Source organism: Flavobacterium mesophilum, assembly GCF_039581405.1.
GTDB lineage: Bacteria > Bacteroidota > Bacteroidia > Flavobacteriales > Flavobacteriaceae > Flavobacterium.
Genome location: NZ_JBCPXZ010000003.1, coordinates 939600 through 952067, shown reverse-complemented (window position 1 = coordinate 952067; position 12468 = coordinate 939600). Strand labels below are relative to the sequence as shown.

The window sequence follows — 12468 nt, the reverse complement described above, 5'->3', positions numbered from 1 at the left end:
GGCTAAAACACGAAATTTCCTAACAATTCTAGAATCTGAATTATCTCTTCTTCAGTATTAAAACTATGAATACAAAAACGAAGTCGTTCTTGGCCTTCAGGAACTGTAGGTGATAAAATTGCCTTTACATCAAAACCTTTGTCTTGCAATTGTTGCGCAATATGTTTTACGTTTTCGTTGCCCGGAATAATAGCCGATTGAATTGCAGATTTACTGCGAACAAACATTGGCTTTAAACCTAATAAATTTTTGTGCTGATTGAAGAACACAATGTTTTGACGTAGTTTGTCAATTTCTTCTTTTTCAATTTCCAATTGCTGATAAGCAACTAAAATCGTAGCAACAGAATGTGGAGACAATCCTGTTGTATAAATAAAACTTCGGGCGAAGTTTACTAAATATTCTTTAAGTTCCGGACTTCCTAACACAACAGCTCCATGGCAACCCAAACCTTTTCCAAAAGTCATAATTCGGGCGAAAATCCTTTTATGTAGTTGAAGATGTTGCGTCAATCCTTCGCCTTTTTCTCCAAAAACACCAAGCGTATGCGCTTCATCAACTACTAAATAGCAATTGTATTTTTCAGTCAGTTGTACCAATTCTTCCAAATTCGGACTGTCGCCATCCATTGAAAAAACAGTTTCAGTAACGACATAAATATTAGTACCCGGAAATTTAAGAATCAAACGTTCTAAATCTTCAAAATCATTATGATTGAATTTATATGATTTTGCGTTCGACATCACGATTCCGTCGCGAATTGAAGCATGACTTAATTCATCATACAAAATAACATCATTTCGTTGCGGTACAGCGCTAAAAAATCCAACATTGGCATCATAACCCGAATTGAAAATTAAAGCTGATTCTGCGTCGTGAAATTCAGCAATAAAAGTTTCTGCAATTTGATACAAAGTATGATTCCCCGAAATCAATCGAGAACCTGTTGCACCATTCTGAATAATTTCATTTTCGATCAAATAATGGTGTGACTGCCTAAAAATAGTTTCTGATTTTGAAAATCCAATATAATCATTTGAAGAAAAGTCAACCAGATTATTAAAACTTGGCAACTTTCTTAATGAATTATTTTGCTTTCTATTTTCAAGCTTTTGAATAAGATTTTCAGGTAATTTCATAAAAGCAAAGTTATGAAATTGAAGTTAGAATAAACGGCAGGCTCAAAATGGCCTGCCGCTTTTAATTCGATATTACAAAACGGCACTTATGAAAGGAGCTTTTTTCAGAAATTTATATTGAATCATTTCTTCAATCATAAAAGCAGCAATAGTTCCAGCACTGATTTTATCTCCTGCACAATCTTGTGTATTAACAATAATTTCAGCTTTTTCATCTGTAAATTCAATAAATGGAACGCGAACCAAAGTCCAATCAACATTACTTTCAATCAAAAGATCATAAGTCAACTGCCGATCTTTTTGAATTTCAGGAAAATTGGTTTTCATCCAATTTGTAGCCATACGTGTTTTTTCACTTTTAGTATCAAAAGGCGTATCGATATTCAAACCCGCTAGCAAAACATATCTTTGAATATTGAATTCCTCCATTGCTTTCAAGACATTTAAAGTTGCTTGACTTGCAACCATAGGTTCACCCGGCCTTTGACCAATAGTACTGACAACAGCTTGACAATCTTCTAGTAATAAGTTAATGATTCTTTCGTCGATTGCATCACCTTTGACGATTTCTAAATCTGAATGTCGAATGGTAAAGTTTTCAGGATTTCGCAATAATACTTTTACTTTAAATCCTTTTTCTAACAACTGGTTTACAAGAAATTTTCCTGTTCTTCCTCCGCCACCTAGAACGGCAACTTTTGATATATTTTTCATGAGTATTCTTTATAAAATTTGACATAAATAATTTGCGCTCAATCAGTCAGAAAAAGCGAAAACGCAAAAGCTTACTGAGCTTTTACAACAAAATCAATATTTTATAAAGAGATTTTAATAGTTCAAAAGTAAAAAAATAAAAAAAGCCAAACAAAACTGTTTGGCTTTTTAACTTATTCTGAAACTGTTTTAGTCAACTAAAACAATTATTTTGTTGTCTTTCATTTCGATTGTACCTGACTTAATCTCTAATGTGTAAGTTTGGTCATTAACTTTCGTAAATTTATCTGCTACCTCTTTAGAAAAATTAAAGCTAGGCGCTGCAATTTTTACAGTTCCTTTTTCTAGAATAGAAACAATAGGAGCGTGATTATTCAAAATTTGAAAGCTTCCATCAACTCCAGGCAAAGTAACTGCTGTAACTTCTCCTGAAAATAATTTTGCCTCTGGTGATACTATATCTAAAATCATTTTTTTATAGTTATGAGTTATAAGTTATGAGTTATAAGTGAGATGAAACTCATAATTTATAACTCATAATTCATAATTATTATTAAGCTTCAGCTAACATTTTTTCTCCAGCTTCGATTGCATCTTGAATAGAACCTTTCAAGTTGAAAGCTGCTTCTGGAAGGTGATCTAACTCACCATCGATAATCATGTTGAAACCTTTGATAGTATCTTTAATATCAACTAATACACCTGGGATACCTGTAAATTGCTCTGCTACGTGGAATGGCTGAGACAAGAAACGTTGTACACGACGTGCTCTAGATACTGCAAGTTTATCTTCTTCAGATAACTCTTCCATACCTAAGATCGCGATGATATCTTGTAATTGTTTGTATTTTTGAAGAATTTCTTTTACTCTTTGTGCGCAATTGTAGTGCTCATCTCCTAAGATATGTGGAGTCAAAATTCTTGAAGTAGAATCTAACGGGTCAACCGCAGGATAGATACCTAACTCAGCAATTTTACGAGACAATACAGTTGTTGCATCTAAGTGCGCGAAAGTTGTAGCCGGCGCCGGGTCAGTTAAGTCATCCGCAGGAACGTAAACCGCTTGTACAGATGTAATAGATCCTTTGTTTGTAGATGTAATACGCTCTTGCATAGCACCCATCTCAGTTGCCAATGTTGGTTGGTAACCTACCGCAGATGGCATACGTCCTAAAAGTGCTGATACCTCAGAACCTGCTTGTGTAAAACGGAAGATATTATCAACGAAGAATAATACATCTTTTCCTTGGTCTGATCCAGCTCCATCACGGAAATACTCAGCGATAGATAATCCTGAAAGTGCCACACGTGCACGAGCTCCAGGTGGCTCATTCATTTGTCCGAAAACGAAAGTAGCTTTAGACTCTCTCATTCCTGGCATATCTACTTTAGACAAATCCCATCCTCCATTTTCCATAGAGTGCATGAAATCATCACCATATTTAATAATTCCTGACTCTAACATCTCACGAAGCAAGTCATTTCCTTCACGTGTTCTTTCACCTACTCCAGCGAATACTGAAAGTCCACCGTGACCTTTAGCGATATTGTTGATCAACTCCTGAATCAATACTGTTTTACCAACACCAGCACCACCAAACAATCCAATTTTACCTCCTTTTGCATAAGGCTCGATCAAATCGATTACTTTGATACCTGTAAATAAAACTTCAGATGAAGTTGATAAATCTTCGAATTTTGGAGCTTGTCTGTGGATTGGCAAACCGTTTTCTCCAGTTTTTGGCAATTCACCTAAACCATCAATTGCATCTCCAACAACATTAAATAATCTTCCATATACATCTGGACCGATTGGCATTTGGATTGGATTACCAGTTCCAACTACCTCATATCCTCTAGACAAACCGTCTGTAGAGTCCATAGAGATTGTACGTACAGTGTTTTCTCCAATGTGAGATTGTACTTCTAGAACTAATAAAGTTCCATCTTTTTTCGTGATTTCTAATGAATCATAAATTTTTGGAAGTTCAACATCTTTACCGTTGAAAACTACGTCAACTACTGGTCCAATGATTTGAGCAACTTTTCCTATTACTTTTGACATTACTTATGTATTTATTAAATAGCTATTTAGGTTTATCGAAAATACCTCTTTTTTCAGAGCGCAAAGATAATTTTTTAAAATATAAAATCAATTTTTTTTTCATAAAAAATACTATGATTTTGTTTGATTCCTAAAAGTTGGGCTTCAAATAACTAAAACAGCAAATTTTAACACCATAAAAAAAAGCCACTGCATTTTAAAAATGAGTGACTTTCTTACTAAAAAAAATTGGCTTTATTGAATTGTTTGCGGATATTGACCTGGATATGTAGCCAAATCAACATGACGCAATGTAGAACCATATTGTGCATTTATAGCATCTATAAAAATATTAGCAATCAAACCATAACCTCTAGCACTTGGATGCACTCCATCTAATGAGAAAGCACCACCAACTGCAAAAGCAGAAGTCATTGTAAAGTTTCCGAATCTAATTCCGCCGCTTGACAATTGAGTCAATACTGTTTTTGTATCAACAAAAGCCAAACCTTTTGATTTTGCTACAGATTCAATTGTTGCATTGTATGCATCTGTTGCTTTTTTTACTGCCGCTGTCTCTGACGGAATAAGCACATGTTTATCTTGTAACGGATAAGTAATTCCAAATGAATTTAATGGTGCCGGAGGAGCAATTCCAATTCCTGAGTTAAGAGGCGTTGGAGCAGTACCAATATCTGACTGAGCAGTCAACACAACTAAATCTGTTGCTTTAGCCTGTCTTGCTTGCCCAAAAACAGCACCATAAAAAGCCGCAGTCTGGGCTCCTAATGTTGGAGTAAAAGCTGCTGTCAATTGAGGAGCCAAATCCGTCAAGCTTTCATCTTTTATCAATAAAGGATTTGAAGCAGTTTCAGACAACAAATTAATCCTATCGCCTGCACCAAAGGCAGTCAAAGCTTGTTTTAACGGACCATATAGTTGTGCATTCAGTGTCGGGATTTTACCTGTCAATAATTTAGGCGTAAGCGGATTATAAGGAACAGTTGTAAAATAAGGCAAAGCAGTAATATATGGCAGATTTGCCACAACCCCTTTTGCTCCATTTGCCGATAAAGCAGTAGCCAAAGAAGAATATACATTTGCAAAAACTGTTGGATCCGTAATATCATTCCCTCCATAAGTTTTAGGATCCATGTTACCAGTCTGATCTTTTCCAATTCCACCAGAAGTTGCGTAAGCTAAAACATCATTCCCTCCAATAAACAATGAGAAGAATGTTGGCGATTGAGCCAAGGCATCTGCCAAAACTGTTGTTGTTGGAGTACTAGCAAATCTTGCAAAATAAGGATTTGAAGCACCAGAAGGAACTCCGGCTGCATTACCATATCCAGCAGCTATCAAATGAAAACTTTTAGCACCCGGAACTCCCATATTATTAAACTGTCCCGTAAGATGCGCTGTTACCTCTGTTGTTGGCGTTCCAGACACAGGTGTTGGAGTCCTTGTTGCTGCATTAAAGTAAAGACGTGGCCCAGCAACTAAAACACCATTAAACAACAGTCCTCCTATATTATCATTTGCATAAGGAATTGCAAAAGCTCCTCCTCCAGCGGCAGAAAATTGTTTTGCCAAAATATTTGGGTATCCATTTTCCTGACCTTTTTTGAAAAGGGCATTATCACTATATCCTGCCGCGAAAGAATCACCAAGCGCTACGTATTTAGTAAAAACTGCCGATCCCGGAACTACTGGAACTTCCGCTGGCGTATCATTATCATCACTATTACACGCCATAAAGGTTAAAGAAACCAATAAAAGCCATTTTATATTTTTTTTCATGTCTTTAAAAATTTAAAAATTAATACCTCTTTCCATTTAACTTTCATAAGGGAAACAGAAAGAAAACCTTACCTCATTAAACCTACCTCTTCAAATTATGGATTGATTGTCCAAGAAGCAAACCACATCTGTCCAATTGCTCCAGCTCCAATTACTTGAATATAATCTTTTCCGAAAAGGTTTGTCGCTCCAACTTTAATAACTGATTTAAGTTTTGGCAAACCATAATTAACTTGTGCATCAAGAACTGTGTTTTCTGGAATCATTCCGTCTCCGAAAGAAGATTGCCATAAATACTCCGTATTCCATCTCACATTCACATTAAATCCTAAATTTTTAGCCACTTTTGCATTTCCAAGAGAAGCTTTAATCCTGTGTTTAGGCGTATTGAATCCAGCCACGAAACCAGGATCTTCTGACTGATCAAAATCAAATTGGGCGTAGTTATAATTCACACCAACTTCAAAATCCTTATAAACTTTTTTAGATAAACCAACTCCAAAACCAAATGATGAAATTTGTGCAGTTGTATTTGTATAAACCTGATACACTCTTCTATCACCAAAAGCCAATGCCGCATAAGTCATTTGAACATTTGGATCAGCAGGATTTGTCCCTACAGTACCGTAGTAAGGAGAAATTACTCTTGCAGTATTCATGAAATCATTATAAATATTGTAATAAGCATTCAAATCGATTGACAAATCATTTTGAACCACAGAACGATATCCAACCTCAAAAGCTTGAACTTGCTCTGGTTTAACCAAACCAATATTAGCCACTTGAAGATCTGCAGGATTTGCAGAAGCCGCAAACGCCTGAACTGAAGCCAATGTATATGCATTGTGATATGCATTTTGACCTGATAAATTAACAGTCGCAGGAGCTCCCATTGCTTGACCAGCCGCACTAACCGGCATTGTTTCTTGGAATCTATCTAAGTTTTCAGGTGCAGAGCCAATTAAAGCAAATGGCCCTAAATCCAAACCAATATATTGATCTTGCGTTGTTGGGTTACGGAAACCTGTTTGATATGACGCTCTGAAATTATGTCTTTTTGATTCTCCCGCAGCGTATGTAAACGATACTCTTGGCGAAATATTTCCATCAAAATTTTGGCTTTTGTCATAACGCAAAGATCCAGTGAATTTCAATCTGTCGTCTAACCATTTTTTTTGCAATTGCGCATAAGCTCCGTATTCTTTGTACTCAATTGGACCATCATAATCAGTAAAAATTGTTCCTTCAGAATCCATGATGTATTTTCTCCAAGAACCACCTACTTGAATTTCTGCCCATTTAACCATATCCCTAAAATTGTAATTCACATCTGAATGATATAATTTCGAATGATCAATAAATTTAGCCCCTTGTGTTAAATCTGGATTGGTAATAACTTTAGCAAGTGCACTATTAAACTGAGCTGAACCCGGCTCAAACCTTGGCGATCTTGGAGCGCTTGGATTAGCTGGATCAATATTAGGAGTCAACCCAAGACCTGGAGAAACATTGTAATCCGCAAAATTTCTTGCATAAATTGCTGCATCGTTTGAATTCAAGCCTAAGGAAGCAGATGACAGTTGAAAAGCTGTTGCATAATCCGTAAACCAGTTAGTATCTGATTTTGCCGCTCTGTTTACGTTCCAAGCCGCAAATCTCATGTCATAAGAATCTCCAGCATCTTCACTTGTAAAATAAACTCTACCAAAAAAGTTTTTCCCTTTTACCTCAAATTTTCCTTGTTGCATTAAGAAGTCTTTTAAGGCATATCTGTTAGCACCTTGATAAATTGTACTTCCTGTTCCAATTTTATATTGAAGAATAAATTCAGTATCGTCTTTCCAAGGTTTGAAATGAGCACTGAAATCCGCTTTCATACTTTTAACTTTATTATCAGTCAAGTCTTGCTCACGATATCCCGTTCTACTTACTTGCCCAACATTTGGAAGAAATGTAGTCACCTCGTCACCATAAATATTCAATCCATCATAATTCTGATTTACCGCATGGCTATCACCACCAGCTGTCATACTTCTTTTATCTGCAGCGATCCATTCTGTCGCTTCCATGTAAGTGAAATTAGCTTTCATCGCAAAAGTTTCTGTAAATGCTTTTGCTGCTCTAATTCCGAAATCATTATAATCGTTAGTGCCGGCAGCATCCTGAGATGTTTGTCCGTACTTATAGTAAACGCTTATTCCTTCATTTGTAAAAGGGCTTTTACTGCTCATAAACATAATACCATTAAATGCATTTGCTCCATAAAGTGCTGAAGATGCACCAGGCAAAAGCTCAACACTTGCAACATCAATATCAGAAACACCAATTAAATTCCCCAAAACAAAATTTAATGCTGGTGATGAGTTATCCATTCCGTCCACTAATTGCATAAAACGAGTATTTGCAACTGTAGCAAAACCACGCGTATTAACCGACTTGAATGAAATACTGCTGGTATTAAAATGCACCTCTTTCAAATTCTCTAAACCATCATAAAAAGTTGCGGCTGTAGTGTTTTTAATTTCCTGAATCCCCATTCTTTCAACAGTAACTGGCGACTCAATAATTCTTTCTGGAGTTCTAGAAGCCGAAACCACGATTTCGTCTAATTTATTCTCCTCATCTTTTAACACTACATCAATTTTCTGACTTAATGATGTAACACTAATTGTTTTTGTTTCAAAACCAATAGCAGAAACCTTAATAGTAAAAGGCGGTTTTGAAGTGGTATTCAACTTAAACGTACCATCAAAATCAGTTGAAGTTCCAGTTGAACTTCCTACAATATTAATATTGGCACCAGGAATAGATTGTTTGTTACTATCGGTAACAGAACCAGTAATTGTATTCTGCGCAAAAGAAACTCCACAGAAAAACAACATAATCAGTAAATACACTCTCATTTGGGTAAGTTTTTGGTTAGTTTATATAGCCAAAATACAAATATTTTTGAGATTAATAAAAAAACGTTAAAAAAAATTAATATAACGCATAAATTTTGTTAGTATTTTAACTTTTTCACATTGTGTTTTATTCAATTTACAGCAACAACAAGGCAATCCAAATCTTAAATAGTATGCATACATATAAAATTTGATTAAAAAAATGAGGATTCAATAAAAATAAGGGGGTCAGAAAAAAAATTCGACAATAAAAAAAAGCGAGACCAAAATCTCGCTTTTTTAACATTTAATATGTAATAAAATATTATTCTACAGTAACTGATTTTGCTAAGTTACGTGGCTGATCTACGTTACAACCTCTCATAACCGCAATATAGTAAGAAAGCAATTGCAATGGAATTGTCGTGATAAGCGGAGACAATGCATCTGAAGTTTCAGGAATTTCAATTACATAATCAGCTAGTTCACGAACTTGAGTATCTCCTTTTGTAACAACCGCGATAATTTTACCGCTTCGAGATTTAATCTCCTGAATGTTACTTACAATCTTATCGTAGTGACCCTGACTAGGAGCAATTACAATAACCGGCATATGCTCATCAATTAAAGCAATCGGACCATGTTTCATTTCTGCTGCTGGATAACCTTCTGCATGAATGTATGAAATCTCTTTTAACTTAAGAGCTCCCTCCAATGCAACAGGGAAGTTATAACCACGACCTAAATAAAGACAGTTTGGCGCATCTTTAAAAGCTGCCGCAATTTCTTTAGCACGATCATTAGTTTCTAAAGCTTCAGCTACTTTGTCTGGAATTATCTCTAATTCTTGTAAATAAGCATGGAAATCGCTGTTTGTCAAAGTTCCTTTTGCTTTTCCTAACTTTAACGCAATCATAGTCAAAACTGTGATCTGAGTAGTAAAAGCTTTAGTAGAAGCTACTCCAATTTCTGGCCCAGCATGTGTATAAGCACCCGCATGGCTTTCTCTCGAAATAGAAGAACCAACAACATTACAAACTCCAAAGACAAAAGCACCATTTTCTTTTGCCAATTTAATAGCAGCCATAGTATCTGCTGTTTCTCCCGATTGAGAAATTGCAATAACTACATCATCCTTGTTTATAATAGGATTTCTATATCTAAATTCAGAAGCATATTCTACTTCAACAGGAATACGTGTGAACTCCTCAAAAATATATTCTGCAACTAAACCTGCATGCCATGAAGTACCACAAGCTACGATTAGAATTCTTTTTGCATTTAAGAACTTTTCAAGATTATCCTCAACACCTGCCATTTGAACAATCCCTTCATTTGCATGAAGTCTTCCTCGGTAAGTATCTTTGATTACGCTTGGTTGTTCGTAAATTTCTTTAAGCATGAAATGATCGTAGCCTCCTTTTTCAATTTGCTCCAAATTCATTTGAAGTTCTTGAATATAAGGATCTACTAATGAGTCATCTTTAATTTTTCTAACTTTAAGAGGTTTATGCAATCTGATATTTGCCATTTCACCATCTTCAAGATAAATCGCATTTGAAGTATACTCAATAAAAGGAGAAGCATCAGAGGCAACAAAATACTCACCGTCACCAACACCAATCGCTAAAGGGCTTCCTAGTCTTGCCGCAACAATTTCGTCAGGATTCTTTTTATCAAAAACTGCAATTGCATAAGCTCCCACAACTTGATTTAAAGCAATCTGAACTGCTTTTCCTAATTTAATATTTTCTTTTTTCTGAACTTCCTCAATTAAGTTTACTAAAACTTCTGTGTCTGTATCCGACTTAAAAGTGTAACCTCTCTTGATTAATTCCTCTTTAAGCGGTGCATAATTCTCAATAATTCCGTTGTGAATAATAACTAATTCACCAGAATTAGAAAGATGCGGATGCGAATTTACATCATTTGGTACTCCGTGGGTCGCCCAACGCGTATGCCCAATACCAATTGTTCCGTTTGTTTTCAAACTATCTTGCGCTTTAGCCTCAAGATCCGAAACCTTACCTTTTGTTTTACAAAGTTTTACTCCAGATTCGTTGTCAAATAACATAACACCGGCACTGTCATAACCTCTGTATTCGAGTCGTTTTAATCCTTTGATAACAATAGGATACGCCTCTCTATGGCCAATATATCCAACAATTCCACACATATATATTTATTAATTTGGTTTCGTGTAGTAAATTTCGAGTTTCAGTCTTTTATCTTCAGGAACATTTGAATTTCCTCCATATAATATTGTCCCTAACGGACCCATAACTGAACCTCTAGGCGCATCTGTAAAATATTCAACCGGGCTAGTACCTGGTATTGCTATTTTGTTTTTCAGTTTATTAGAAGTAATTACGCCAATATCTTCTGTTACAGCCAACCCTAATTTCACATTAACGGCCGTTGTATCTTTTATAAGATTTCGAACATGATTCGTAATTCTTACTTTATAATAATTTCCTCTTTTAGTATTAGAATCAATATTTAAAATACCGCCAAAAACATATTTGGTAGCCTTAGGATTGTTTGCCAATGCACCTGTAGTTCCATCCGAATAATCTACTAAAGGCACATTATTGGTCATATCATATAGATATACTCTTTTTGGCTCTTCTGCCTGAAGACCGTCTGAGCCTTTCACAGCCATCTTGTCCGCATCAATATTAAAAACTAAATTAACTTCATTTACCCTCCATTTTTTAGTTCTAAAATCGTGTCTCATTTCATCCAAAATATCCGGAACACCATTAGGCTTACTCACCAAAACATCACTCTTATTATAACCTATTGCATCTGTCTTTCCAAAAAGCTCAATTATTGTAGTAGATCCTTGACCGCCTTTAATGTAAAGACTTTCGTCTCCCTGCGTCCTATTTATATTTGAGTCACTTATTGCGCTAGCATAACTAGCACTTTTAGTATCTTGCTGAAGGCTTGCCGTGGCACCTGTCAAATTAATCACAATACTCTTATCCTCTGTCGCATCACCATCAGTAGTACTTGCTGTTTTAGCCTTATACTTGATTGTAATTTTACCACTTTTTGCAAAATCAAGCAAAGCCATATTTGCAGGATTAGCTCCCGATCTTTCTACTTTAAAATACAATCCTCTAAACCAATCTTGAAATACAGTTGCATTTGCCAATTTTTCAGCAGGAGCTTTTAAAATCTTATCCATAAAGAACTGACTATTCAGCATCAATCGCATTTCTGGCGCCACTTTGCTTAATGTAGCTTTTCCATTTGAATCGACAGTCTTATCAGTGATTTCAGAATTATCAAAGAAGAACTCCGAATTTTGCTTTTTGTTGTCTGAATCATTTAATCTTGATCCAATTTTATAAGTATCAAAAGTTGCATTTTCGTCTGTATAATACAATTGTGGCAATTGCGTACCATTATCATAAAAATTGCTACGCATTTGAACGCCAGACTCATAAATACTTAAATTCAATTTTCCATTTGCTGGTCCAAAAACAGAATCCAATTCAAATGTACGAGCTCCAGTAGTCGCATCTGTAGCTACTACGTGATTAAAATAAGGAACACTCAAATACACACTATCAATAACAGGAGCCTCACCAATCGTAGGAGCATACTCTGATAAAGTTACTTGAGTAGCATAATTTCCAATAGTTGTACCTAAAACGGGATTATCATAAATACCTAAAGCATTTGTCGCCAATCCATTTGACTGAACAGGCGTTACTTCTTGGTTATAAGCCAAAACATCATATTTCTCTGGTGCCAAATCAAAATGATTATCTCCAATTATATCATCACCAATCGCATTAAAATCTCTATCGCAGGAATATAAAAAAACAACCGTAGCTGCCACTAGAATTTTCTTAATAAAAGAAGTATTATACATGTT

8 protein-coding genes are annotated in these 12468 nt (G+C 35.5%); all 8 read right to left on the bottom strand.

The features are described 5' to 3' along the window. Positions 1-2 precede the first annotated feature (2 nt). The 8 genes from AAYQ19_RS13075 to bamH all read right to left on the bottom strand — a co-directional run bounded on the left by AAYQ19_RS13075 (position 3) and on the right by bamH (position 12465). Complete coding sequence (locus AAYQ19_RS13075) at positions 3-1139, bottom strand: aminotransferase class I/II-fold pyridoxal phosphate-dependent enzyme (RefSeq protein ID WP_343536802.1); 1137 nt, start codon at positions 1137-1139, stop codon at positions 3-5. A gap of 72 nt (positions 1140-1211) precedes the next feature. Beyond that, entirely contained in the window at positions 1212-1853 is a 642-nt protein-coding gene (locus tag AAYQ19_RS13070) for an NAD(P)-dependent oxidoreductase (RefSeq protein ID WP_343536801.1), read from the bottom strand. 189 nt (positions 1854-2042) lie between these two features. After that, on the bottom strand, positions 2043-2324 hold the full coding sequence (locus tag AAYQ19_RS13065) for a F0F1 ATP synthase subunit delta/epsilon (RefSeq protein WP_343536800.1): 282 nt from the start codon (positions 2322-2324) through the stop codon (positions 2043-2045). 82 nt (positions 2325-2406) lie between these two features. Continuing rightward, the gene (gene atpD, locus AAYQ19_RS13060) at positions 2407-3918 is read right to left on the bottom strand and encodes a F0F1 ATP synthase subunit beta (protein ID WP_026727486.1); all 1512 of its coding nucleotides are present in this window, start codon (positions 3916-3918) and stop codon (positions 2407-2409) included. Between the two features lie 234 nt (positions 3919-4152). Then, on the bottom strand, positions 4153-5697 hold the full coding sequence (locus tag AAYQ19_RS13055; RefSeq protein ID WP_343536799.1) for an SGNH/GDSL hydrolase family protein: 1545 nt from the start codon (positions 5695-5697) through the stop codon (positions 4153-4155). A gap of 95 nt (positions 5698-5792) precedes the next feature. Next, on the bottom strand, positions 5793-8600 hold the full coding sequence (locus AAYQ19_RS13050) for a TonB-dependent receptor domain-containing protein (protein ID WP_343536798.1): 2808 nt from the start codon (positions 8598-8600) through the stop codon (positions 5793-5795). Between the two features lie 304 nt (positions 8601-8904). Continuing rightward, entirely contained in the window at positions 8905-10755 is a 1851-nt protein-coding gene (gene glmS / locus AAYQ19_RS13045; protein ID WP_343536797.1) for a glutamine--fructose-6-phosphate transaminase (isomerizing), read from the bottom strand. A gap of 9 nt (positions 10756-10764) precedes the next feature. Beyond that, entirely contained in the window at positions 10765-12465 is a 1701-nt protein-coding gene (gene bamH, locus AAYQ19_RS13040; RefSeq protein ID WP_343536796.1) for a BamH family beta-barrel-assembly machinery protein, read from the bottom strand. Positions 12466-12468 lie beyond the last annotated feature (3 nt).

Coding starts and splice junctions, on each gene's coding strand:
- AAYQ19_RS13075 (WP_343536802.1), bottom strand. CDS start 1,139: ATGAAATTACCTGAAAATCTTATTCAAAAGCTTGAAAATAGAAAGCAA.
- AAYQ19_RS13070 (WP_343536801.1), bottom strand. CDS start 1,853: ATGAAAAATATATCAAAAGTTGCCGTTCTAGGTGGCGGAGGAAGAACA.
- AAYQ19_RS13065 (WP_343536800.1), bottom strand. CDS start 2,324: ATGATTTTAGATATAGTATCACCAGAGGCAAAATTATTTTCAGGAGAA.
- atpD (WP_026727486.1), bottom strand. CDS start 3,918: ATGTCAAAAGTAATAGGAAAAGTTGCTCAAATCATTGGACCAGTAGTT.
- AAYQ19_RS13055 (WP_343536799.1), bottom strand. CDS start 5,697: ATGAAAAAAAATATAAAATGGCTTTTATTGGTTTCTTTAACCTTTATG.
- AAYQ19_RS13050 (WP_343536798.1), bottom strand. CDS start 8,600: ATGAGAGTGTATTTACTGATTATGTTGTTTTTCTGTGGAGTTTCTTTT.
- glmS (WP_343536797.1), bottom strand. CDS start 10,755: ATGTGTGGAATTGTTGGATATATTGGCCATAGAGAGGCGTATCCTATT.
- bamH (WP_343536796.1), bottom strand. CDS start 12,465: ATGTATAATACTTCTTTTATTAAGAAAATTCTAGTGGCAGCTACGGTT.